Here is a 25,284-nt window from a genome sequence, read left to right as displayed (position 1 = left end):
CAGCTAAGTAAAGGATTTAACATCTTCATAAGCCGCTTACGTAACTGGATTAAATGGGCGGTTTATACCGCCCAATTTAGAGTTAGAGTTGGTATTTAGTCAGGTCCGGACGCGTAGCAATGGCGTGCTCAACCATAGCGATCACTTTGGCGCGCTCTTCTCCTTTTAGATTCTGTCGAGGTGCTCGAACCTGCTCAGATCCCCGGCCGCAAACCTGTTCAGCCAATTTAATGCACTGAACCAGAGTCGGAATCGTATCCAGACGCAATAACGGCAGGAACCAACGGTAGATTTCCAGCGCTTCCGCGTAACGGCCTTGGCTGGCTAACTTATAGATCGCTACCGACTCTTCTGGGAATGCGTTTGTCAGACCAGAGATCCAACCAGTAGCCCCCAGCATCAACGACTCTAGTGCAATGTCATCGACACCACTGAACACTGTGAATCTGTCATCAAATCGATTGTAGAGTTCAGTAATGCGGCGCGTGTCTGTCGTTGACTCTTTTACTGCAACAATGCTGTCGTACTCAGCAAGTTTCTCCATCAAATCTAGGTTGACATCTACGCCGTAAGAGACCGGGTTGTTGTAGATCATGATGGGCATTTCCGGAGTCGCTTGCGCTAAAGTGGAATAGTAATCGACAGTTTCACTGTCTGAAGTACGGTACACCATGGCAGGCATCACCATACAACCGTCGATTCCTATCTTTTGTGCATCCTGCATGTAATCAATTGATGCCGATGTAATCGACTCCGCAGTGCCCGCAATCAGGGGCACTCGACCTGCAACCACTTCGTGTGCTGCTGCAAGCACCTGACGTTTTTCATCCGGGTACAGCGCACAGTTCTCACCCACGGTTCCAAGGCAGATAATGCCATTGACACCATCATTAATCTGATTGTCGATCACCGTTTGTGTCGCATCTAAGTCAATGCTCTGATCTTTGCGAAACTGAGTACTTACTGCCGGGTATACACCTTTCCAATCTACATTCATCAATAACCTTCCACTTGTATATTGTATGCAATTTAAAATAGCGGCCGAAACCACGTGATGAGTAGTCATGCCACTCAGAGTTAAAAAACTTGTTTCTGCGTTAAAACAAACTTCACTGCCGCCAAATCCGCCAATGCACTGCCCACGGATTTATAGAGCGTGATTTGCTGCGAGTCTTCACGTCCAACATGATGCCCGCTGCACAGCTCAGGCAGTTCCGCACTTATCTGTTGCTCACTGAAGACGCCTTCTTCAATAGGGATTAATAGGTCGCCAGCTTCCGCCAGTACGTTGATTCTGCTATCGACAAATACTGTGGAGCGAGTGACCGCTTGCGTATCACACTCTCGTTTGTCTTTGTCGTGGTTGCCAATCAGATCGATGTGTGTGCCAGCTCGAACATTGCTTCCATTAAACAGCGGCTGACTCGCGCCTGTTACACACGTCACCATATCCACTTCACTCAGCGCTTGATCAACGGAGTCAACCACTTCAACACTAAAACGTTTTGATTCAGGCAGCGCCTGATATTCACCAGCGGATAAGATCTCATCCATCGTTTGACGAGCTTTTGCTTCATCGCGCCCCCAAACCAATACCTTGCTCAAAGGTCGTACCGCTGCGTATGCCCACGCCATGTATGGGGCGAGATTTCCAGTGCCGCAAATCAGCAGCCTGCTTGCATCCTGTCTGGCCAGATAATCCGCTGCGAGCGCTGACGCCGCCGCTGTGCGCCAGAAGGTCAACACTTTGCCATCGAGTAGCGCAAGCGGCTCACCGTTAGCGCGATCAAAGGCGAGAATTTTCGACGCCAGACTGTCTTTGCCTTGCTCGGCATTGTTAGGGAAATACGTGAACGCTTTAACGGTGATCAGCGACTCGCTCCATGCAGGAAGCAGAGCAAAAGCGTCATAACTACCGTCTTCAAGCGGCATCACTCGACGCTGCGGAATGGTTGCCTGCTCAGTGTAGGTTTGGCGCATCGATTCGATAAGTCCTCGCATCGAAAGACAATTGACGATTTGCTGCGCGTCGATATTAATCATAGATCCTCCAGAAATGGTCAGAGGCCATAGCCTCTGACCTGCACGTTAGTTAAGTAGCCAAGTATTAAACTCTTCGTTGAGTTCATCGGCATAGTCAGACCACCACTCATCATCAATTAAAAATGCGGTTTTAAAGTTGTTTGGTGCGGTTGGCAGGCTGGCTAATATCTCCGGGCTGATCTGTGCAGAGGATGACTTGCGGGTTGGGCCATAAGCAACGTACTTAGCTTGATCGGCCAATGGTTTAGTCCCGGAAGAAAACTTAATGAAATCTAAGGCTTGTTGGGTATTCGGGCTGCCTTTTGGAATCGCCCAACCATTCATATAACCAAGTTGATGATCCCAGATGATTTTGAACGGCTGGCCTTCTTCTTCTGTCGCACTATGGATACGACCATTAAACGCTGACGCCATGATCACTTCTTTATCAGCCAACATCTGAGGCGGTTGTGCGCCTGTCGTCCACCAAACCACGTAAGGCTTGATGCTATCAAGTTTGGCAAATGCGCGGTGTCGGCCTTCGCGTGTCTCCAGCATCTGGTATACATTTTCTGGCTTTACACCATCCGCAATCAGTGCCCATTCTAAATTGCCCTGTGGCATTTTTTGTAAAGCACGTCGACCCGGGTATTTTTGCAAATCGAAAAGATCCACCAGCTTGGTAGGTGCCGACTTACCTTTGAAAGCATCTTCGTTGATGGTAAGTACTGTAGATACGACGATGGTGTTCACTGCGCACTCATGGATCGCACCGGGAATAAAGTCCGCTTGCGCTGGAGTACCATCTGCGCCCGCTGGCAAAATGCTTGGATCAACGGGTTCGAGCAACCCTTCCGCACAGCCGCGAACGATATCTGGTTTATCCAGAGACACCAGATCCCAACGAACGTTATCCGCTTCTACTTGGGCTTTGATTTCCGCCAAACCGCCACTGAAGTCTTCGGACACCAGTTCGACCCCAGTTTTCTCAATGTATGGCTTGTGATAGGCCTCTACCTGACTCTTTGTAAACGCGCCTCCCCATGAAACGATCGTCAACTTATCCCCCGCCACGGCAGAACCAGCCGTACCTAACAGCGTTGTGGTTATCAATAAAGCCAGTAGTGTAAATGTCTTGCTTGACATGATGTTGTGCTCCTTTGTTGTTGTCTTATCGGGTTTAACCCGAGTTTTTCAGACGCCTGAATACCGCTGTTAGGCACCAAATTCACATTAACTTTTTATTAACATAATACGACAGTATATTTTATACAATATTAAATTTTAAAATTTTTTAGCCAAATCGATTTAGGCAGAATGGCGCTAAATTTATATGTGGTTGCTCGCCACGATGAAGTTGAACAATTAAATCTGCAGTCACCGCTGCTTGAGTCAGCCCCAGATGTTGATGACCAAAAGCAAACAGCATTTTTCCGTTTTTCAGGCTATCAATCACAGGTAAAGAATCCGGTAATGAAGGTCGATTTCCCATCCAGGATGTTCCTGTATTTTCCAGATTACATTCTGGATTAAGCACCGATTTCGCGAGATCTTTTAGCATGGTTGCGCGGCGCATATTGGCTGGTGAATTCAGGTCGGCATACTCGACAGTACCCGCTAATCTCAACCCATTCTGCATGGGCGTCATGATGAACTTTCTGTCGGCTGAGCTCACCGGAAACGGCAGAGTTTTCGCCAGATCTGGCATCATTAGATGGTAGCCGCGTTCCGCTTGTAGTGGCACTTTTATTCCCGTCATTTGCTTAACCAGGGAAGCGGATTCTGCCCCTGTGGCAACAATGACCTTATCAAAACTCTGCGAATGTTCCTGAACAGTGACGACCATTTTCTCGTCCTTTTCTTGGATGTTTTCGACCTCTCCTTTTCTCCACTCCCCCGATAAACTTTGAAAGTAAGACTTAAGCTCAACGCACATATCATAAGGGCTCAAGCTATGTGAGGTTTTTGGAAAGAACACACCGTGATTCACCGAACGAGAAAGTTTAGGCACTTTTTCTCGTACCGTATTTCTATCCCAAACCTGATAACTCACTCCTTGCTCATCCATAGTATTCAAAGTGGATTGGTAAGCCGAAAATAGCTGAGAGTCTTCGAAAACAAGTAGTGAGCCTTCATCCACGATCAGATGACTCAGCCCAATCTCTTCTAACAAGCGTTGCCAACTTTTCATCGCCGAATGATTAAGTTCAGTCAATGCTTGAGTCGCATGTTCAGTGGCTGATTTTCTCGCTTTCATCAGAAAGCGAATCATCCATGGCAGCGTTTTGTGGATGTCTTGAAAACGGATAGAAACCGGACTTGATGGGCTCAATAACATCTTAGGAAGTTGCGGGATAAGTGCCGGTGTTGCTAATGGGAAAATTTGCTCCGTTGCGAAGTGGCCAGCGTTGCCTTTGGAGCATCCTTCTCCCGCATTGTCTTTCTCAAATATCGTGACTTTTTCACCATTCATTTGCAGCTTGAGCGCAATACAAAGTCCAATAATACCACCACCAATGACCGCAATTTTTTGCGCTTGTGAGGAATTTTTGTTCACCATTTATTTTGCTCCTTATCACGTTTCAAAAAAGAAATTGTATAAAATATACTTAACATCACGATAACATCCCTCCAAAGCAGTTCAACCAATTTCGTATCCAAGGAGCGAGAAATGAGACAAGGAACCTTCTTCTGCATTGATGCACACACCTGTGGTAACCCAGTGCGTCTGGTTGCGGGTGGCGTACCGCCACTGCAGGGCGAAACAATGAGTGAGAAAAGGCAGTTCTTCCTTAAGCATTATGATTGGATCCGCCAATCCTTAATGTTTGAGCCACGCGGTCACGCCATGATGTCTGGTTCTGTTGTCCTGCCACCCTGTAGCGAAAACGCTGATGCTTCGATCTTGTTTATCGAAACCAGTGGCTGCCTGCCCATGTGTGGGCACGGTACGATCGGTACAGTCACCTCAGCATTAGAACAAAAATTGATTACTCCACGAGAAGAAGGCCGACTGCTCCTTGACGTTCCAGCAGGTCAGATAGAAGTGCACTACCAACGCGATGGCGAAAAGATCACTTCTGTGAAGATCTTCAATGTGCCTGCCTATCTTGCTCATCAAGATGTCACCGTCGATGTGGAAGGCCTTGGCGAGATCACCGTTGACGTCTCTTATGGCGGTAATTACTACGTTATCGTTGATCCTCAGGAAAACTATCTGGGGCTGGAGCATTACACCTCAGACGAAATCCTGATGTTTAGCCCTCGGGTACGTAAAGCCGTATCCGATGCCGTTGAATGCATCCACCCCGACGATCCAACAGTATGTGGTGTCTCACACGTACTCTGGACTGGCTCACCAACTCAGCCCCAAGCTACCGCTCGCAACGCCGTCTTCTATGGTGAGAAAGCACTCGATCGTTCCCCTTGCGGCACAGGTACCAGCGCCCGAATGGCACAATGGCACGCCAAAGGAAAACTAAAGCAAGGTGATGATTTTATTCATGAAAGCATCATTGGCAGCCTGTTTACTGGCCGCATCGAAGGCATTACGGAAGTCAATGGGAAAGCAGCCATCTTACCCAGTATTGAAGGCTGGGCGCAGGTTACCGGACACAACACCATCTGGGTGGATGATAACGACCCATATGCATTTGGATTTGAACTTAAATAGCCCAAGATCAACAGGACACGACCATGAATAAAACCAGCACTTTTTCTGCCCTCAATCCTGCAAACGAGCAGGTATTGGAAGGACAATTTCCAGAGCATCAGCAATCTAATGTCGACTTTGCGGCCAATGCAGCGGCTGAGGTGGCTAAATCATTTCGCCAAACCTCCCCAGTGATTCGAGCTCAGCTGTTACACAGTATCGCCGACCAACTGGAGCAAGCCAGAGAAGGTATTGTGGAACGAGCTCATCTTGAATCAGCCCTGCCGCATGCAAGGCTTAATGGTGAGCTAAGCCGTACAACTGCGCAGCTTAAGTTGTTCGCCAATGTCGTAGAAAGTGGCTTGTGGCAGGAAGCAATTTTCGACACTGCAGATCCTCAACGTTCGCCACTACCAAAACCGGATATTCGCCGTCAGAACATTGCTCTTGGCCCGGTTGCGGTTTTCGGTGCCTCTAACTTTCCTCTCGCTTTTTCCACGGCCGGCGGGGATAGTGCATCAGCATTGGCAGCGGGTTGTCCAGTGGTCGTCAAAGGGCACCCTGCACACCCTGGCACCAGTGAAAAAGTCGCTGAATGTATTGCCAAAGCATTGGATGAGATGAGTTTGCCTCAAGCGGTGTTTACTCTGCTGCAAGGAACCAGCCATGAGTTAGGTCAGTCCGTGGTTTCTCATCCTAAAATCAAGGCGGTCGGTTTTACCGGATCGATTGTTGGTGGACGTGCACTGTATGATATTGCGCAGCAGCGCCCAGAGCCAATTCCGTTTTACGGTGAACTGGGCGCTTCCAACCCTGTCTTCATCCTCCCCCAACGTATGGCGCAGCATGGTCAGTCTTTAGCCGAAGAATACCTGCTGTCGATGAATATGGGCTGCGGTCAGTTCTGTACTAAGCCTGCGGTGGTGTTCATCGTCGATGATAACGCTGGCACGCAATTCCTATCGTCGGTACGCCAAGGGATTCAAAACCAGCCTGGGCAGATCATGCTTACAGAAGGGATCAAACAGGGTTACCTGCAACAAAGTGAGCTGCGATCTCGCGAGCAAGGGCTAACACTCACCCAATCCCAGCCTGAACAAGGTGTACCCGCGTATCTATTTGAAACCACCAGTGAACAGTGGCGACGCAACCCACAATGGCAGGAAGAAATTTTTGGTCCTCAATCGATTATCGTCAAATGTGAAAGCGCCGAAGACATGCTTGAGTTGAGCCAGAATCTGGCCGGTAGCCTGACGGCCACCATTCAGGCAGAAGAGGCAGATTATGCACTCGCATCGACACTGGTGACTGAGCTTGAAGAAGTCTCTGGTCGCTTAGTGTTTAATGGCTGGCCCACCGGAGTTGAAGTCAGCTATGCCATGGTGCACGGCGGTCCTTACCCAGCTTCAACCATGCCTGCAAGCACATCAGTGGGGGCGGAAGCGATAAAACGTTGGTTGCGTCCGGTCGCTTATCAGTCCATGCCGGACGAGTTATTGCCTCAGGCTCTACAGCAAGCAAACCCACTTAACGTGCGTCGGACTATAGATGGCCAGTAGTCACTGTTCAAAAAGGTACCAGCTGGTACCTTTTTGTTTTGACCCATCCCAAAAAACAAACAGGTGAACGGCTGCAAGGGTCGCAATGCCGGACGCTAATGGTATATTGAATAAAATATTGAATAAGAATGATGTGAGCGGAGACTTGGATGTCGCAAAAACCTGTTTTTAAAACTCGAACGCAGTTGGTCGAAGAAGCGATCCGAACCAAGATCCTCAAAGGGGAATTAAAGACGGGCCAACCCCTACGTCAAGATGCCCTCGCCAAAGAGTTCAACGTCAGCCGAATTCCGGTGCGTGAAGCTCTGATGCAGTTAGAAGCGCAAGGATTGGTTGCGTTTGAAGCACATAAAGGCGCCACTGTTACCGAGCTATCGCCTGAGAAGATTGATGAGCTATTTGAACTGCGCGCCGTCGTAGAATGCTTTATTCTGGAACATGCTATCCAGAAAATGACCGATGAAGATCTCGCTAAAGCGAATGAAATTCGTCAGCGATTTGAAGATGTTGTCAGCCGCGGAGACGAAGTGGAAGAGTGGAGCAACTACAACTATGAGTTGCACAAAGCCTTGTATGAACCCGCCGAAATGCCGGAAACCATGGATGTGATCTACAACCTGAATACAAAGTGCGACCGCTATATTCGTATGCAGCTTCTGTTTACATCAGGCATCGTCAAAGCCGACAAGGAGCATGTTGCCCTTCTGGAAATGTGCCAGAACCGTGATATTGAAGGGGCGAAATACATGTTGAAGAAACATATCCTCGAAGCTGGTGCTGATATTCGCAACTTGCTTATCGAGCGCCAAAACAATCAGGGCTGAAATCCATGCATATAGGACCAGAATTTTTGCTGGCTGCCATCCGCCAGAAAATCAAGAACGAAGGTTTGTGCTATAGCGAATTGTCTGAGAAAACCGGCGTGCCGCTTTCGACTATAAAGCGGCATTTGCATAATCCTTCATTGGGTCTGGACAAGATCCTGATGTACACCAACCATCTCAATAGTGATCTGATGGAGCTGACGCAATTGGCGGTGCAGATCCAACGAGACAATGAGCAGTTTCTCTCTGATGAGCAAAACGCTCTGTTTGTTGAGCACCCTTACCTTCTAGATTTTATTTACCTCATCACCTCACGTAACCAAACACCGCAGCAAATTGCCGAGCAGTATCAACTCTCAGATACCAGCCTGAGATTCTATCTGAGCATTGCTGAAATCCTTGGCTATATGGAAGCGCACGGTGACAAGATAGTGTATCGCTCTGGCAGGCGATTTATCATGGAAGAAGGCACTGCACTCGATACCTTATTCAAGCGCCGTTTTGAAAGGATCTCGATGGAAGACTCAACCCTTTCTCAAGTTTGTCAGGCCAGAGTGCGTTTGACCCAAGAGCAGAGGCTCAAACTCGAACAGGAAGTGGATCGTAAAGTCAGTGAAATGCACGCGGCGAATTGCGCTAACGAAGAGGGTGAGTTCACCAATGTGCTGTTTCGAATGACGCCCGGCCAGCAGATCTACTTCTCGGACGGATTACCAGAGATAGATGGGGAGCTGCTTAAACAGGTTTCCGCAAAATTCCGCAGACGCTAGGGCCAGAGCGAGTTTGACGTATCATTTTCATCAACTTTCTGTGACTCTGGATTCATTCTCAGACTTTCATTTGTACATTTTTCGCTCAGTCTCATTTTATAAGACCGCAAGTCTCTGAAACCGCCACCTTGTTACAACAATGTTAAATATCGATTGTTGAAAGATTTTATACAATATACATTTTCTCTATCCCTTTCACTCTGTGCAGTACTCGCCACTCCGGTCGTTTTGAGTGTCTGATTTCCCTCCCTTCAGATGATAGGGATTTCATCCGATAAGGACATTACGAGGAAGCTATGAAAGCAAAACAACTGATCGCACTGAGTGCTATTGCAACGGCATTATTTGCCAGCAATGCTCTCGCCAAACCATACCCATCAGGAACGCAGCTCGCTGAAAAACAAGAGATTGTTTTAAACAATGGAGCGGAGGTCACTTCAATTGATCCGGCAAAACAGGCCGCAGAGCCAGCGTTCAACCTAGGGCGAGACTTGTTTGAAGGTCTGACAGTACAGGATAAGCAAGGCAAAACCATTCCCGGCATCGCTGAAAGCTGGCAAGCGAATGACAACAACACTGTCTACACCTTTACGTTGCGTCAGTCGCAGTGGTCGAATGGTGACTCGTTAACGGCACACGATTTTGTTTATAGCTGGCAGCGCCTTATCGACCCGAAAACCGCGTCACCTTATGCTTGGTTTGCCGCGATTCCCGGAATCAAAAACTCCGCCAAGATTATGAAAGGTGAAGCACCAGCTAACACCTTAGGCGTGCGCGCCATTGATGATCACACCTTTGAAGTGACATTAGAAAAGCCGGTACCGTTCTTCATCAAACTTCTGAGCCATCCTGTCCTTGCACCAGTTCACCAAGCCACGGTAGAAAAATACGCCAGCGAGTGGACTCAGCCAAAGAACATCGTCACCAATGGCGCTTTCACCGTGTCTGAGTGGAAAGTAAACGAAAAAATGGTGATGACAAAGAATGAGAAATACTGGGATGCTGACAACGTCATACTCGACCAAATCACTTGGCTACCTATCGGAGATGCCAATGTTGCGCTAAACCGCTACTTAGCCGGCGAAATTGACCAAGCTCTATCGATTCCCGCGGCTCAAAAGAACAAGCTTCTAAAACAATATCCAGAGCAAGTGGCGGACACCAGTGCATCACTTGGCTCGACGTTCTACTATCTCAACACCAGTAAGGGCCCGACCAAAGACCTTCGTGTCCGTCAGGCACTCTCCTATGCTATCGACCGAAACATCATCACAAAAGCCATCGCCAAAAATGGCGGCATTCCAATGTTTACTCTGGTTCCCCCTCAAACCGATGGTTTCAAATCTCACACACCGGAATTCGCAACTTGGACTCAGCAACAACGTAACGCCAAAGCTAAAGCGCTGATTAAAGAGGCCGGTTACAGCAAGAGTAATCCACTTAAGCTCACTTTCACCGTGCCGACTTTTTCTAAAGACGTCAAAATGGCCACCGCGATGGCGGGCATGTGGAAAAGTGTGTTAGGCGCACAAGTCGAAATTAAGCAACTTGAGCCAAAGGTATTCTATGCGCTGAAAGATCCGGGCAACATTAACCGTGGTGGCTGGACGGCTGACTATAACGAAGCCTCAACCTGGCTGGACATCTTTGTCTCGACCGGTGAATACAATGACTCAAAGTACAACAACCCAGAATATGATCGCCTGATGGCTGAATCGAAGAGCCTCAGTGACCCGTCACAGGAATACATTGCTGCGGAACAGCTTCTGATTCAGGACATGGCGATCATCCCTATGTACCGCAATGGCAACGATCAATACCTGATCAAGGATTACATTGGTGGCTATGAGCGTACCAATCCAGAATCCTCTTACTACCGCAAAAATGTCTATGTGAAAGCACATTAACCCAAGTTTGCCCGAGCCTGTCACTTATCCCTAGCACAGGCTACGGGCTTTTTTCTACGCAAGGAAATGTCATGTTGTTGTACATATTGCGCCGCTGCCTGATTGCCATACCGACATTGCTGTTTATTGCACTGGTGTCGTTTTGGTTAATGCATATCGCGCCCGGTGGCCCATTTGATATGGAACGCCCAATGCCAGAAGTGGTACGGGCAAATATCGAAGCCAAATTTCACTTGAACGAACCCTTTCTGGTTCAGTTTTTCATTTACATCACCAACTTCCTTCAAGGCGATCTCGGCCCAAGCTTTGTCTATCAGGATTTCACCGTCACTCAGCTTGTTGCTCAATCCTGGCCAGTATCGGCGATCCTTGGTGTTATCTCGTTTTGTATCTCTGTGCCATTAGGTATGTTACTTGGCACTATCGCCGCTTTGAACCGTAATGGAAAAGTTGACTATTTACTTATGTCGCTTTCAATGACAGGAGTGGTCATCCCTGCGTTTGTGTTGGCTCCGGTGTTAGTCACGATTTTCTCGATTCAACTCGGTTGGCTACCCGCCGGTGGGTGGGAAGGGGGTGAGCTCTCTTTCTTGATCTTACCCGTGTTGAGCTTGGCGATTGGATCCGTTGCCAGCATTGCGCGCGTGATGCGCGGTGCCATGATCGAGACGCTCAATCAGCCATACATCCGCACTGCAAAGGCGAAAGGCTTGTCGACCAGCTACATTCTGTTTCATCACGCGCTGCGCCCTTCACTCATCCCTATCATTGCCATGCTCGGCCCCAGCTTCGTCGCGGTAGTAACAGGTTCGGTCATCATCGACATCTTTTTCAGTACTGGCGGCATGGGGCAGCATTTTGTCTCAGGTGCCCTCAACCGCGACTACGGTTTGGTGATGGGCATAACGCTGATCGTCGCCTCTTTGACCATCTTCTTCAATTTGGTGGTCGACATCCTTTACACCATCATCGACCCACGCATTCGAATTTAGGAGCGTCGCTATGTTAACCAAACGCATTGATGCCACGGAACTGACAGAGCAAATGAGTGCTCAGATTGAAGCGGTTGAAGGCAGGAGTCTATGGCAGGATGCCTGGACACGTTTTCGCAAAAACCGCGCCGCTATGACGTCGGTTTATGTCTTAATGTTTATCATCGTATGCATCATTTTTGGCCCGCAGATCGCGGCATTCGGCCATGATGAAATCGACTGGAATGTCGTCGTCGATCCCTATGAGCTAGGTAAACCGTCGTTTAGTTCAGGTCATTACTTTGGTACCGATGATCTTGGTCAGGACATCTTTGCCCGCACCATGCAAGGTGGGCGTCTCTCAATCATGGTCGGATTCATGGGCGCACTGGTTGCCGTGATTATCGGCACAGCTTGGGGAGCATTATCCGGATACATCGGAGGCATGGTCGATAGTGTGATGATGCGAATCATTGAAGTACTCGACTCAGTACCCTTCATGTTTATGGTCATTTTGTTTGTCACCTTATTCGGCAACAACATCTATCTGATTTTTGTTGTGATTGGCATGGTGTCTTGGCTCGGGATTGCCCGCGTTGTTCGCGGCGTGACCTTTAGTATCAAGAAACGTGAGTTTATCGAAGCCGCCCATTCCATTGGTGTCTCCCGTTTCACTATCGTTCGCCGCCATGTACTGCCTAACGTCCTGGGCATTGTGATGGTGTACTCCTCACTTATGGTACCCGGTTTTATTATGTTTGAATCCTTCCTTAGTTTTCTCGGACTCGGCGTTCAGCCGCCCGATACAAGCTGGGGCATTCTGATTGCGGAAGGCGCTAAGACCATTGATGTGGCTTTGTGGCAACTGATGTTCCCTTCCATATTCTTAGTCGCCACCCTGTTTTGCTTCAACTTCATCGGTGACGGGCTACGAGACGCCCTCGACCCTAAAGATCGCTAAGGAGGCCCCATGAGTATTTTATCGATCACAGATATGAATGTGCGTTTCAAAACGCCTGATGGTGAAGTTCATGCCGTCAGTAATCTGTCCTACAACATCCACAAAGGTGAAACACTGGGTATTGTTGGTGAGTCTGGCTCAGGGAAAAGCCAGTCTGTTTTTGCCTTAATGGGGCTGACTGCCGATAACGGTATTGTTTCTGGTCAAGCGAGTTTTCATGGCGAAAATTTACTCAGCATGTCCAAAAAACAGCTTAACCACATTCGCGCGGAAAAAATCGGCATGATCTTTCAAGATCCGATGACATCACTCAATCCATTTATGAAAGTCGGCAAGCAACTTTCTGAAGTGTTAATGGTTCACAAAGGCATGAACCGCAGTGATGCCAACCGTGAAGCGATCACCATGCTTGATGCCGTGAGGATCCCTTCCGCCGCCACACGTATGGCTCAATACCCTCACGAGATGTCTGGTGGCATGCGACAACGTGTGATGATCGCGATGGCCTTATTGTGTAAGCCGGAGCTTCTGATTGCTGATGAGCCCACCACCGCTTTGGACGTGACGGTACAAGCGCAGATTCTCTCTCTATTACGCGATCTGCAGTCTGAATTTCACACGGCAATTTTGTTGATTACGCACGATATGGGCGTGGTTGCTGAGATGTGCGACCGGGTGTTGGTTATGTACGGTGGGCAGAAGATGGAAGAAGCGGATACAGATTCGCTGTTCAACCATCCTGCTCATCCGTATACCCAAGGCCTACTCGAAGCCATCCCTTCCATCACTAAAGATATGGACAGGCTTCCCACCATTCCCGGTAACCCACCGAGCGCTCTCACAGAACGTAAAGGCTGCCCATTTAAAGAGCGCTGTAATCAATATCGACCAGAATGTAACGCCTCAGTGCCACCATTTCGGTCACTATCTCAACATCAGTCTCTGGCTTGCCATGTTAATGGACCTCAGGCAGTTACTCAGATAGCGCGTCGAGCATAGGAGAGCGACATGGAACAGCAAGTATTGCTTTCAGCGCGTGATTTGCGCGTGCACTTTAACATCAACAAACACATCCTGCCGAGTAAGCGCAAAGTGGTCAAAGCGGTGGATGGCATCGACCTCGATGTTTATCGTGGCGAGACACTCGGTATTGTTGGCGAATCGGGTTGCGGTAAATCAACACTGGCGCGGGCGCTATTAAGGCTCATTGAACCTTCAAGCGGGCAGTTGCATTGGAAAGAGCAAGATCTGTTAGCGTTGGGGAAACATCAACTCGCCGATAAGCGGCGTGAGTTTCAGATGGTCTTTCAAGACCCATCGGCCTGCCTCAACCCTAGACTCACTATCTCAGAGTGTATTGCCGAGCCTCTATTGACTCACGAGCCCAGCCTGTCGCGCTCAGAAGTGGAGCAGCGCGTGATTAAAATGATGGATAAAGTTGGTCTTTTAGCCAGCCAACGTAACCGCTACCCCCATGAGTTTTCAGGCGGCCAGTGTCAGCGAGTTGGGATTGCCAGAGCGTTGATTCTCAAGCCCGATCTTGTGGTTTGTGATGAACCCGTTAGCGCACTGGATGTTTCTATTCAGGCGCAGGTCATCAATCTTCTTGATGATCTTAAGCAAGAGATGGGATTAACCATGGTGATGATCGCTCATGATCTTAGTGTGGTGCGTCACATCAGTGACCGAGTCATGGTGATGTATCTGGGTAAGCCGATGGAGATTGGCCGATACGACAAAGTCTTTGATGACGCTCATCACCCTTATACCAAAGCCTTGTTATCTGCAGTCCCGGTTGCCAACCCTACCTTGGCAAGACAGAGGAACGTTCAGCTATTGCCCGGCGACCTTCCCTCGCCTCTCAATCCGCCAAGTGGTTGCGTGTTTAGAACGCGCTGCCCGGACTCCAGTGACCAGTGCGCTCAACAAAAGCCCACACTTAGCGGACATTCAGACCATCAGATTTTCTGTACTCATACACAAATAGGAACTTATAACCCATGACCTTAACAACCGTTCCTCAGCGCCTTAATGCACTCCGCGAGAAAATGACTGAGCACCAATTTGACGCCTACATAGTGACAAACAATGACCCACACTCCAGCGAATATTCGGCAGATTACTGGCTGGCAAGAGAGTGGATTTCTGGCTTCACTGGCTCAGCGGGTAACGCCGTCATCACGACACAGTCCGGCGGCCTGTGGACAGATGGACGCTACTATATCCAAGCTGCCGAGCAATTACAGGGCTCGGGATTAACCTTGTTTAAAGCCCGTTTACCGGAAACTCCTACCATTGCACAGTATCTCGCGGACAGTTTAGATCAAAACAGTCGAGTAGGAGTTGATGGACGGAGCATCAGCCAGCAATTTTATCTGGAGTTGAAAGCCGCCTTTAAAGCCAAGTCGATACAGCTGGTCCTTGATCAAGACTTGATCAGCCCAATATGGGACGACCGCCCTGCAAGACCGAGCGCGCCTTTGTTCAATCATCCACTCGAAGTTGCGGGACAAACAGCGAGTGAAAAAATCACAAAAATTCGTCGCGTGCTCGAACAAAAAGCGGCTGATGCCCTGCTCGTTTCCACGCTTGACGATGTAATGTGGGCGCTCAATATTCGCGGCGGGGATACCCTGTACTGCCCAATTTCTGAAAGTTATTTGCTGATTACCCTTAACAGATGCCAACTCTTTGTCGACAAGCAAAAGCTGACAACTGACGTGCTCGCTACTCTGACGGAGCACGGTATAGAGATGGAAGACTATACACAGCTTAGCAAGGCATTAAAGGAAATTACTCCTGATTCCGTACTCACTTATGATTGCAGAAACACCGACAGTTTGTTGATCAGTCACATTCCTTCTCAAGTACGTTTGCTCAATATGGCTTGCCCAGTCACTGTTATGAAAGCACGTAAGAATCGCACTGAGCTTGCCAGCATGGAGGAGACGTTACGCAAAGATGGCGCCGCCGTCGTCAGGTTTATGAAATGGCTAGACGAACAAGTGCCCAGCGGTAAGGTGACAGAGCTCAACGCTGAACAAACCTTAATGGTATACCGCAAGGAAATTAACGGCTATATTGGGGAGAGCTTTCGAACCATTGCTGGTTTCGCCGAACATGGTGCGAAAATGCACTATGCTGCCGACGATAAGAGCAATTACCGCGTTGATGAAAGCCAGTTCTTTCTAGTCGATTCAGGCGGTCAATATCTAGGGGGGACGACAGACATAACCCGCACTTTCCATTTTGGTCAACCATCGGAGCAACAACGTCGCGACTACACCTTAGTGCTCAAGGCCGTGATTCGTCTCACCCAAACCCGTTTTATGAAAGGCTCTACTGGTGCTAATTTGGATATCATGGCACGCGGCGTTCTGTGGCAACACGGTATAGATTACAAATGTGGTACTGGGCATGGCGTTGGCATCTGTCTGAATGTCCATGAAGGACCGCAGAACTTCTCTCAAAACCCAGCAGAAGTTGCTTTAGAGCCGGGGATGGTGATCACCAACGAACCGGGCGTTTACCGTCAAGATCAATACGGGATTCGCATTGAGAATATCCTCAAAGTGGTTGAACTGGAAGAAAACGAGTTTGGGACGTTTTATGGTTTCGAAACCATAACTTTAGCGCCCATTGCGACTAACATGTTGGATAAATCCATGCTGTTAAAAGACGAGGTGCACTGGCTCAACGCCTACCATCACCAATGCCTAGAACAACTCAGCCCATATTTGGATTCAGATACCCAGAATTGGCTGAATTCGGCCACAAAGCCGATTTAACCATTTGTCCTTTGTAACTTCTTTGCCAACCGTAAGGTTGGCTTTTTTACGACTAACCATTTGATAGATTTGTGATTTATCAATATCGATCAGCATAACCAATACTGATAGAATTCCAGCAAATAAATAATCAATACAAATACCAACACACTTCCACTGATGTATTGGGTCGGAATATTAAAATCATGAAATCGCTATCTATTCTAATCGCTACGCTTGCCATATCCGGCTGCGTTACCACACCAAAGTTTGAACAAGACATCTCTGGTCAGTGGCAATGCTCCGCAGAATCGACCATCGAACTCGTTAACCTCAAGTACAGTGACAACGTCCATTACTTCGAAGATGGACACTATGAAAAAGAGTCACTTCTGAAAATAACCAATTTAGACACCGACATCACTTATGACGTCAACATACTCAGTAGCGGGAAGTGGATGAAACGCAACGCTTCGTTACTAGAAGTGATTGATAAGCTGGAGACTACTTTTTCAGACAACTCGCCTGAAGAATTGCAGAAAGTTATCACTGATAAACTTTTTCCTACCGTCACCGAAAAATGGAAATTGAAGGCAGTGAATGAAAGTAAAATTTCAATGACGGCGCAATCGGGAAACCAGCTTTCTTGCGAAAAAGGCTAATAAAAAAAGAGTAAATACGCAGGGTATTTACTCTTTTTAATCTCAGGTGAGGTTAGTCATTACTGAACGGTAATTGTTTGAGTCGCTTCGTTTGCACTCACGTTTCCATTATTCTTTCCTGTTACCTGAACATTAAAGTCTCCGGTGTTCCAACTTGAAGCATTGATCTTTCCGGTAGACCAAGAGCCATCTGACTCTACTGTCACAACTTCATCAAGCTTGGTACTAAAGTTCCGCTTAACTTTCACGGTTAGCGTGCCATTGTGTTCGATACCTTTGGATTGCCCTGTGATATAAAACTCGCTAATTTCGTCTGATTCAATAACGTTATCGCCTGTTACTGACTCGATTTCGATCAGTGGTTTAACAAAAAACGATTCTTTATACTCTCGCACTGCGGCATTACCTGAAGCATCCTCAAAAGCGTTTAATATGAACTCTTCCGTCGCACTGCCCGCCGTCAAATCAATCCCACTTTCCGTTTCGGCCATCCACTGATCAGATAACTCACCAATCATACCAACTTTAGTGAAGTTCATCGGCACGCCAGCAAAGGTCCCCGACAACTCTTTCACAGGTTCATCAAAATGGATGGTTAAACCCACTGTACTATCAAACTCTGGTTCAGATGGCGTGAGAGATTCCACCCTCGTTACGTTTGGGGGCAAGGTATCCACAATAGATACCTTATCATTCATCACAGGCTCTGCGGCTATTCCTTTTTGGTTCAAACCAGTGACTTCTACAGTAATGAGTCCTAATGGCCAATCGGACATATCCTGACCACTACTGTTTGTAGTCCAAACTCCACCTTCGGAAATAGACACAGTTTCTTGCCAATTAAAAGATGACTCTTCTTGCGAGGTCACTTTAACGGTAATCATTTGTGAATCTCCAGCGAAGCCAATACCCGTTCCATGGATAACAACATGCTTAGCTTCTTGAGAGTCGATCTGATTGTTATCTTCCACGGTATCTAGAGACAGTACTGGCTTCACCCCAGTTGCTGTCTCTTTATCACTGCCCGCTTCATTACCCGAGAGGTCTTGATAGCCCCTATTCACCACCGCGATAATCGTGTCTTCATTGGAAGATAGCGTAACAGCTTCATCCGTTTGTCCTACCCACTGCTGAGCTGGTTCGTCACCAGTGAAAGTCACACCCACACCACCTACGGTCGCTGTCACGCCTGTCACTAGCTCACTGAAGTTCACCGTAATCGTTACGTTCTGACCATCCACAGGAAATTCTGGACTAAAGACTATCTCACCGACCACTTGGGGTAGTGTGGCATCGGTGTAAGTAATAGTGTCTGTTGCGTTATCCGCCGCCACACTATTATTGTTCTGACCAACAACCGTGAGATTAATATCACCACTTGGCCAATCACGAATGTTTTGCTCTGAAGTATTCCATGTTCCACTTCCTGTCACGTCTACCGTTTCATTAAAGTAGTGTGTATTTGGGGCTGATTCTAGGCGACCTACAACCGTCACTTTATCGCCCGTTTTAAAGCCTCTTGCAGTACCAGAAATCACCACTCGACTCGACTCGTCTTCACCAATCGAGTCACCTCGCTCCGTAATCTCAATCACGGGTTTCACGGGCGCTTCAGTTGAGTCCACCTGCCCCATACTACCTTGCGCATCCTGATATTGCGTTACGGTCACGGTTTTGAACATCTCATTGGCGTTCAGCGTCACCACTTCTGACGTGGTCCCTTCCCATACCGTCTCCGCCGCATCTCGAGAGGTAAACAGCACCTCCACACCGTCAACGTCTGCAACAACATTCTCCACGCGCTCGCTGAAGGTCAGACTGACAAAGGCCGTTTGGTTATCGATGATAGGGTCTCCTGAGTTCACGGTAATCCCATTCACCTTTGGCTCAATATCATCCTCTAGAACGACTTCCTGAGACGCTTGTTCCGCCGCCTGCCCACCATCATTCGCGCCGTCCACCGTGATGGTCAAGGTACCGCTTTCCCATGATGAAATGTCCTCTGGTGCCGTCGTCCAAATCCCGTTGGTCACTTTCGCGGTAAGATTAAGCTCCTCATCTTCATTAATTGGATTGTCACTCGAAACCACTACGCTTAACTGAGCGTTATTTTCAAACCCTCGCGCCGTCCCTGATACCACAAAGTCCCTCGCCTCGGTGGTCGTTAAGTCTTCAATGTCCGAGAGAAGGATGATTGGTTTCACTACTGTTGATGTCTCTTTATCACTGCCCGCTTCATTACCCGAAAGGTCTTGGTAGCCTCTATTCACCACCGCGGTAATCGTGTCTTCATTGGACGATAGCGTAACCGGCCCCTCTGTTTCACCTACCCACTGCTGGGCGGGTTCATCACCAGTGAAAGTCACACCCACACCACCTACGGTCGCTGTCACGCCTGTCACTAGCTCACTGAAGTTCACCGTAATCGTTACCTTCTCACCATCCACAGGAACTTCTGGACTAAACTCTATCTCCTCCGTCACTGTTGGTGGCGTGGTATCCTCGTAGGTAATGGTGCCTTCCGCTGCACCCGCCTCTTGGTCGTTAGCGTTCTTACCCGTCACCGTGAGATTAATATCACCGCTTGGCCAGTCACGAATGTTTTGCTCTGAAGTCGCCCAAGCACCATCTTTAGCGACCTCTACCGTGTCATTAAAATTGTAATTAGAGTCACCATCCAGCTGAGCAACGACCCTTACTGTATCGCCCTCTTGAAAACCTCGTGCAGTACCAGAAATCACCAATCGACTCGACTCGATTTCACCAATCGGGTCATCTCGCTCCGTAATCTCAATCACTGGTTTCACTGGCGCTTCACTTGAGTATTCCTCACCGCTATTGCCTTGCGCATCCTGATATTCCGTTACAGTCACAGTTTTGAACATCTCATTGGCGTTCACTGTCACCACACCCGACGTGGTCCCTTCCCAGACCGTCTTCGCCCCGTTTCGAGAGACAAAATTCACTTTCACACCGTCAACGTCTGCAACAACATTCTCCACGCGCTCGCTGAAAGTCACACTGACGAAGGCCGTTTGGTTATCGATGATTGGGTGGTTTCCTGAGTTCACGATGATTTTACCCACCGTTGGCGCAATATCATCCAGTAGCTCCACGTCCTGAGACGCTTCCGCCTCCTGACCACCGGAATTCGAGCCGTCCACCGTGATGGTCAAGGTGCCGCTTTCCCATGAGGAAATGTCCTCTGGTGTCGTCGTCCAAGCCCCGTTGGTCACTTCTACTGTCTCATTGAAATCCTCACCAAGCGGGCTGCTGCTTGAAACCACTACCCTTAACTGAGCGCTATTCTCAAACCCTCGCGCCGTCCCTGATACCACAAAGTCCCTCGCCTCGTTGGTCGTTAAGTCTGAAATATCTTGCATGAGGATGATGGGTTTAACGTCAACCGTCTTCTCATAAGGAGCTCCTGAATTTGGTTCGCCCGCTGTGTCTGTGTAGTTTGTAACGACTAGCTTCGATGTCGATTCACTCTCAGGAAGGACAAGCTCTGGGCTCGTCCCCACCCAAGTTTTGGCCACATCACCATCGGCTGGCTGGTTAAAGGTTATTAGTTGTCCGTTTAGGAGCGACTCAGGTTGACTCACTCGCTCACTGAAGGTCAGCGTGACCGTCGCGATTTCCCCATCAATCAGCACTTCTTCCGAATTAGCAGGAAGTAAAGTCACCGCGGAACCGGACATTGAGATTTGAGATTGGATAACTTCCGGGGCAATACTATCAACGTACTTGGATTCCTTTTCTTCAACCACATACTCAGATTCTTCGCTATTTCGGCCTGTCACCTCAATCGTGAAGTCCGATTCTTCCCAGCTGGACATATCTTGATTAGATATAGACCAAACACCCTCTTGGTTTACTTTGACCTCAGTGAATTCAAACTTATCGATGTTCGGGCGCTTGTCTGAAACCACATTGACTGAAAGCTCACTATCCTTTAAAAATCCTGTCGTTGAACCACTAAAGCTGATGTTATTAACGTTATCATCTGCGCTGTTAACTTCGTTGTCTTCCGTCACATCATCAATGGTGATAGTTGGCGTAATGATGACATCTTCCGAGAACGCTTCACCAATATTATTGAGTTCATCGTGATAGGCACTCACCACTAACTTTTTTGAATTCTCATCAGGGTTGAGTGAAATGACTTCCGACGTTGTCCCAGTCCAGAGCTCTTTGAAGTCTTTAGATTCACCAAAATCAATATCGATGTCGTCAAATGTTGCAGCGACCGCGGTTACTGGTTCGTCAAACTGTAGTGTTACCGTTACATCATCTGCTTCAGTTGGATATTCAGGAGCCACTGTAGTAAGACTGCCAACAGGCGGTTCGTTGTCTACATAATAGGTTGACGCAATATAAGGGCCTTCGCTATTCCCAATTCCATCTTCGACTGTCGCTTCGATTTCAAACTTCTCTACTCCATCATATTCGGGTAACAACGAGTTAATGATGAAGTCGTAGACCTTTATATACTCTGTTGATTCGGCATCATTGAGAGTAAACTCTATACTGGTTGGCGTCTTTTTTTTTGAGTTACCTATCCAATAGGCAGATAATACGGTCTGTTGATCATTTACTGTTGCAATGTCTTCAATCGTTACCTTGGAATGAATGATGCCAGCGATATTGTAATCAGTATCATTGCCTACTTCTGTAAATGATCCATGTGTTTGCTCCTCATTTGGAGCAACGACAACCGAGGGAGCCTGCTGATCGATACTACCGCCTTCATCTTCAAAGACATTTTGGTCGGCAAACTCCGGATATGCGGTCGCAAAGTGATCTGCCTGTTCCAACGCTACTTTGGACTCTACGCCGTGTATACCATACGCAACATCATAGTAGCCCTGAGCAAGTTCATTGCGATACGTGTCAGAAGATAGTGTGTAGTTACCGATTTTTATTGGACCGCTTGCGTCTTCGCCATTAGCCAAACCATCATAGGACAAGTCGCGATAAAAAGCGGAAGCATAGTCAAAGGTACTCGAATTCGTTGCCGAGTTATCCTCTGCCATGTTAGTTAAGCTTTCCAGTAAGAAACGGTAGATAAACTTATCGGTCAATGGATCGGGTAGTTGCGCACTTAACATTCGATTAGTCGCATACTCCGTTGTAACAGGATCAAATCCAAGCATTGAACGTTCCTGCGTATCTAGGGCAGAATTGACTTCATTCAGAATAAGGCGGGCTTTTTCTGCAGTTTTGTCAGCACCGTCTAAATTATTCCACTGACTATCAAATAGCCCTGTGTGGTAGCTAGAAAACTCTGTTATGTATAGAGTATTTTTATCTACTTCTGAAAAGTAAGCTCCAACATTGACCGATGCGGGAATGTAAACTGAAGCACTTTGGTCTAGGCTCCATTGATAATAATGTGTATTACTCTTGCTACCTAAATACACCCTAAAGAACTCATAACCTGACGAGTCGTAAGGAATTGTACAACTCGCTACATCCTTTTGACCATCAACTTGTACTGTGTCACATGAATTCAAATAATTGAAGGAACCCGATGAGCTTAAACCTTCTAACCTTACCTGAGCATCAATAAACGGAGTAACGACCGTCACCTCAGGCATGTCAAATGAAGTACGGTAGTAGACTTCTTCCGGCTCACTTTCATTGCCAGAAGCATCCAAAACCGAGATAACCAATTTTTGGATGTCTTCCGATGTTTTATCCCCATAGGTCAGCCCTAGTACTTCTTTAACATAGGGAATAATGTACGTCATACGAGGTACGGTATTATCATCTTCAAATTCTAATTTTTCGAAAGGAATCCCTTTGTTCTCACCTTCCACAGCGTCGCTGGCGACTTGCTCTGCGGTATAGTGATAGCGATACTCCTCGTCGCCTTCTTTTTTGGAATAATACTTCACTCTCAACGTCAAGTTTTCCGCTGAAGAGCCATACGTTTCCCCATCACTTTGATCACTTATCGTCGCAGACACGTATGGTACGGATTGATCAACTAAGTCTTGGCCTATGAAATCTGTAAATTCAAGATCAGGGTCAATGGCACCTAGTGTGGCGGCCAAACCTTTAGAAGCGTAATCGTAGAGCACTTTTAAGTACTGAGTCGCACTTTCTACTGACTCATGATTGTAAGTAGTATCAGAATAATCAATTTGGTACACATCCCCCACTTCATCTTCGACGTAAAAGAGCTTGTTGGGGTATGTTAGATATATCGTAGGCGGAGTGTTATCGTTATATAATGTAAAGTCCAAAACACCAACGTTACCGTGAATGTCTTCTGTGGTAACTCTGAAGTTGGCTTTGTCGCCAAAATTTTCGGTCAAATAACCAATAGTTTCAAATTCACACCAGATTTCATCTCCAAAGATTTTGGTGCAAGGATAAGATTCTGGTTCTCCATTCGACAACGAAACATGTACGTTTTTGTCTTTCAAATATTCAGGGTTTTCTTTGACCAGTCCTTTGAGGACATAGGTTTTCATCTCACTATTAATAGTTTCAGCTGAGGTTATTTCAATGATTGGCGCAATGTTGTCCCACTCAAATGGAATCTCAGAACCTGATAGAAAGTCACTGCTGTTACCCATAACATCCGTGGCTTGGATTAACAAATATGCCTCTGGCGATTGTTCGGCACCAACAGGGTCAAGCTGCTCTGTATCAATATGGACTGTTAAGCTTGTTTCTCTTGTTCCTTCAACGAACTCACTAGTATCAACCCAACATATATCACCGTCATTAGGTGTCGAAGAGCAGGCAAAATCACTCCAACTGTCCCCTTCGTCAAATTTGTGTCTTAAAGTTACGCTCGCCGACTTTACTCCCACCGCATCAGTTAGAGCTACGTCAATAGACGCTATACCTTTCAAAACACCTTCATCAGATCGTGTTGCGACCGGAGGTTGATCATCAATCACTGTTTCTTCACGTTCTGGAATGGCACCATCAGCAGAGCCATTTGTTCCCAATGCATTAAGGTGCTCAGTCATCGCGAGGTAATCATCAATAGGTGTTTTGGAAGCATTAAGGTTTGGATCACTGACGACAACTAACGTATGCTCGGCCATTTGGTTGGTATACGTATCAGGTGTGACTTCCTCTAAACCAAAATAAATTTGTTCGGCAAATGACCCCGTTCTATCCAACTCCTGACCATCGAGATAACCATCAGCAGAAATATCTCTATAGCCAATATCGGACAGGTTCAACGAACTATAGACATTACCCGCGTTACCATTTTCATCAATAAAGTCATAAGCATAAGAAGAGTAAGCCGTCAATAACGCACCATAGCGATGCCCTTCGCTAGCAGACCCACTAATTCCGCCTCGGGTAATATCGATTGGTTTAACAGAATTGACATTAAATCCATACATAGCGTTTATGGTGTTTAACGCTTCATCAATTGCAGAAGACGCTTCAGTGCCATTCTTGATCTTATATTCGGCTAGCCCTGTCACCATGTAGGTTAAAGGTGTGATCATCACATCCTGATCATTTCCTTCACCATAATTAATAACACTGACTATACGTATCGGCTTACCTTCACTCGTCTCAACAATATCGTCAGTTAAAGGGTCTTTATAGGCCCCACCTTTAGCCTCGATATACAAAGGCATTGACGATGCATCAACTTCGATTGAGTACTCGCCGTATGGTGAGGTAGTCGTAGAGCCGAGTTTACGCCCCACCTTGCCATTTTGATATTCGTAAGCCGTAACCACAGCTTGCGAGACAGGCGCATCAAAAACGATTCCAGATATCGTTCCCTTGTCTCTCGCCCTCGGTGATGAATCACCACCGCCTCCACCACCACAGGAACTCAGTGACAGGATGACTAGGATCGTGAGAAATAGCTTAGCTATATTTTTGTATACCAACATGGTGCCGATGTGACGTTGCAAAAAAGTGGCTAAAGTATATTTCTCGATTTAATAATGACAACGCGGCAAAATAACCAGAGATAATAAGAATAAGAACGGCGATCTATATACAAATAGATAAAAAATAGATTTATATACAAATAATTTTGACTATTAGAACAGTAGAAATGATTACTAATGAATATTTATAAAAATTGCTTATAATGTTTTTTTTGAAAAATTAGAAGTGAGTAACATAATTCAATTTGCATTTAAAATAAATAAATGAAAACCAATTCATTTAAGAAATAAAACAGAAAATTTACA

The 25,284-nt window shown here is 47.2% G+C and carries 16 protein-coding genes; 11 read left to right on the top strand and 5 right to left on the bottom strand.

The features are described from left to right. Positions 1-82: 82 nt before the first annotated feature. From IX95_RS05110 to IX95_RS05095, 4 genes are all read right to left on the bottom strand, one after another. Complete coding sequence (locus IX95_RS05110) at positions 83-997, bottom strand: dihydrodipicolinate synthase family protein (RefSeq protein WP_019275367.1); 915 nt, start codon at positions 995-997, stop codon at positions 83-85. Positions 998-1,077: 80 nt separating this feature from the next. Next, positions 1,078-2,043 (bottom strand): ornithine cyclodeaminase family protein, encoded by a 966-nt coding sequence (locus IX95_RS05105; RefSeq protein WP_038157372.1) that lies wholly within the window; start codon positions 2,041-2,043, stop codon positions 1,078-1,080. A gap of 45 nt (positions 2,044-2,088) precedes the next feature. Beyond that, positions 2,089-3,168, bottom strand: a complete 1,080-nt coding sequence (locus IX95_RS05100) for a polyamine ABC transporter substrate-binding protein (RefSeq protein WP_038157370.1) — start codon at positions 3,166-3,168, stop codon at positions 2,089-2,091. A 148-nt stretch (positions 3,169-3,316) separates the two neighbouring features. Then, positions 3,317-4,582 carry an NAD(P)/FAD-dependent oxidoreductase gene (locus IX95_RS05095; RefSeq protein ID WP_038157367.1) on the bottom strand — a complete coding sequence of 422 codons (1,266 nt, stop codon included), beginning with the start codon at positions 4,580-4,582 and terminating at the stop codon, positions 3,317-3,319. Between the two features lie 111 nt (positions 4,583-4,693). On the opposite strand from IX95_RS05095, the gene IX95_RS05090 reads away from it, so the two are divergent. The 11 genes from IX95_RS05090 (at position 4,694) to IX95_RS05040 (ending at position 17,095) form a co-directional block, all read left to right on the top strand. Beyond that, positions 4,694-5,695 carry a 4-hydroxyproline epimerase gene (locus tag IX95_RS05090; protein ID WP_038157363.1) on the top strand — a complete coding sequence of 334 codons (1,002 nt, stop codon included), beginning with the start codon at positions 4,694-4,696 and terminating at the stop codon, positions 5,693-5,695. A gap of 23 nt (positions 5,696-5,718) precedes the next feature. Continuing rightward, on the top strand, positions 5,719-7,233 hold the full coding sequence (locus IX95_RS05085) for an aldehyde dehydrogenase (NADP(+)) (RefSeq protein ID WP_038157361.1): 1,515 nt from the start codon (positions 5,719-5,721) through the stop codon (positions 7,231-7,233). Between the two features lie 149 nt (positions 7,234-7,382). Further along, the gene (locus tag IX95_RS05080; RefSeq protein WP_038157359.1) at positions 7,383-8,057 is read left to right on the top strand and encodes a GntR family transcriptional regulator; all 675 of its coding nucleotides are present in this window, start codon (positions 7,383-7,385) and stop codon (positions 8,055-8,057) included. A 5-nt stretch (positions 8,058-8,062) separates the two neighbouring features. Next, positions 8,063-8,827, top strand: a complete 765-nt coding sequence (locus tag IX95_RS05075; protein WP_038157358.1) for a hypothetical protein — start codon at positions 8,063-8,065, stop codon at positions 8,825-8,827. 296 nt (positions 8,828-9,123) lie between these two features. Next, positions 9,124-10,734, top strand: coding sequence for a peptide ABC transporter substrate-binding protein (locus tag IX95_RS05070; protein WP_038157357.1), 1,611 nt, complete (start codon positions 9,124-9,126; stop codon positions 10,732-10,734). 71 nt (positions 10,735-10,805) lie between these two features. Beyond that, entirely contained in the window at positions 10,806-11,726 is a 921-nt protein-coding gene (oppB, locus tag IX95_RS05065) for an oligopeptide ABC transporter permease OppB (RefSeq protein ID WP_006960248.1), read from the top strand. A gap of 10 nt (positions 11,727-11,736) precedes the next feature. Continuing rightward, positions 11,737-12,666: an ABC transporter permease subunit gene (locus IX95_RS05060; RefSeq protein ID WP_038157356.1), complete on the top strand. Its 930-nt coding sequence runs from the start codon at positions 11,737-11,739 to the stop codon at positions 12,664-12,666. A 9-nt stretch (positions 12,667-12,675) separates the two neighbouring features. Next, positions 12,676-13,665, top strand: a complete 990-nt coding sequence (locus IX95_RS05055; RefSeq protein ID WP_038157354.1) for an ABC transporter ATP-binding protein — start codon at positions 12,676-12,678, stop codon at positions 13,663-13,665. A gap of 9 nt (positions 13,666-13,674) precedes the next feature. Further along, positions 13,675-14,670 carry an ABC transporter ATP-binding protein gene (locus IX95_RS05050; protein WP_038157351.1) on the top strand — a complete coding sequence of 332 codons (996 nt, stop codon included), beginning with the start codon at positions 13,675-13,677 and terminating at the stop codon, positions 14,668-14,670. Beyond that, positions 14,667-16,454 carry an aminopeptidase P family protein gene (locus IX95_RS05045; protein WP_038157348.1) on the top strand — a complete coding sequence of 596 codons (1,788 nt, stop codon included), beginning with the start codon at positions 14,667-14,669 and terminating at the stop codon, positions 16,452-16,454. The genes IX95_RS05050 and IX95_RS05045 overlap by 4 nt, the downstream gene beginning before the upstream one ends. A 185-nt stretch (positions 16,455-16,639) precedes the next feature. Then, positions 16,640-17,095, top strand: a complete 456-nt coding sequence (locus IX95_RS05040; protein WP_038157345.1) for a hypothetical protein — start codon at positions 16,640-16,642, stop codon at positions 17,093-17,095. Positions 17,096-17,154: 59 nt separating this feature from the next. On the opposite strand, the gene IX95_RS25680 is transcribed toward IX95_RS05040, so the two are convergent. Further along, the gene (locus IX95_RS25680; RefSeq protein ID WP_152562003.1) at positions 17,155-24,999 is read right to left on the bottom strand and encodes a tandem large repeat; all 7,845 of its coding nucleotides are present in this window, start codon (positions 24,997-24,999) and stop codon (positions 17,155-17,157) included. Between the last annotated feature and the right edge of the window lie 285 nt (positions 25,000-25,284).

This window comes from Vibrio sp. B183 (genome assembly GCF_000740665.1).
Lineage (GTDB): Bacteria > Pseudomonadota > Gammaproteobacteria > Enterobacterales > Vibrionaceae > Vibrio > Vibrio coralliilyticus.
This window is presented reverse-complemented; position numbering and strand designations above follow the sequence as displayed.

What these genes read in the sequence shown, in the direction of transcription:
- IX95_RS05110 (WP_019275367.1), bottom strand. Translation starts at nt 997, where the DNA reads ATGAATGTAGATTGGAAAGGTGTATACCCGGCAGTAAGTACTCAGTTT.
- IX95_RS05105 (WP_038157372.1), bottom strand. Translation starts at nt 2,043, where the DNA reads ATGATTAATATCGACGCGCAGCAAATCGTCAATTGTCTTTCGATGCGA.
- IX95_RS05100 (WP_038157370.1), bottom strand. Translation starts at nt 3,168, where the DNA reads ATGTCAAGCAAGACATTTACACTACTGGCTTTATTGATAACCACAACG.
- IX95_RS05095 (WP_038157367.1), bottom strand. Translation starts at nt 4,582, where the DNA reads ATGGTGAACAAAAATTCCTCACAAGCGCAAAAAATTGCGGTCATTGGT.
- IX95_RS05090 (WP_038157363.1), top strand. Translation starts at nt 4,694, where the DNA reads ATGAGACAAGGAACCTTCTTCTGCATTGATGCACACACCTGTGGTAAC.
- IX95_RS05085 (WP_038157361.1), top strand. Translation starts at nt 5,719, where the DNA reads ATGAATAAAACCAGCACTTTTTCTGCCCTCAATCCTGCAAACGAGCAG.
- IX95_RS05080 (WP_038157359.1), top strand. Translation starts at nt 7,383, where the DNA reads ATGTCGCAAAAACCTGTTTTTAAAACTCGAACGCAGTTGGTCGAAGAA.
- IX95_RS05075 (WP_038157358.1), top strand. Translation starts at nt 8,063, where the DNA reads ATGCATATAGGACCAGAATTTTTGCTGGCTGCCATCCGCCAGAAAATC.
- IX95_RS05070 (WP_038157357.1), top strand. Translation starts at nt 9,124, where the DNA reads ATGAAAGCAAAACAACTGATCGCACTGAGTGCTATTGCAACGGCATTA.
- oppB (WP_006960248.1), top strand. Translation starts at nt 10,806, where the DNA reads ATGTTGTTGTACATATTGCGCCGCTGCCTGATTGCCATACCGACATTG.
- IX95_RS05060 (WP_038157356.1), top strand. Translation starts at nt 11,737, where the DNA reads ATGTTAACCAAACGCATTGATGCCACGGAACTGACAGAGCAAATGAGT.
- IX95_RS05055 (WP_038157354.1), top strand. Translation starts at nt 12,676, where the DNA reads ATGAGTATTTTATCGATCACAGATATGAATGTGCGTTTCAAAACGCCT.
- IX95_RS05050 (WP_038157351.1), top strand. Translation starts at nt 13,675, where the DNA reads ATGGAACAGCAAGTATTGCTTTCAGCGCGTGATTTGCGCGTGCACTTT.
- IX95_RS05045 (WP_038157348.1), top strand. Translation starts at nt 14,667, where the DNA reads ATGACCTTAACAACCGTTCCTCAGCGCCTTAATGCACTCCGCGAGAAA.
- IX95_RS05040 (WP_038157345.1), top strand. Translation starts at nt 16,640, where the DNA reads ATGAAATCGCTATCTATTCTAATCGCTACGCTTGCCATATCCGGCTGC.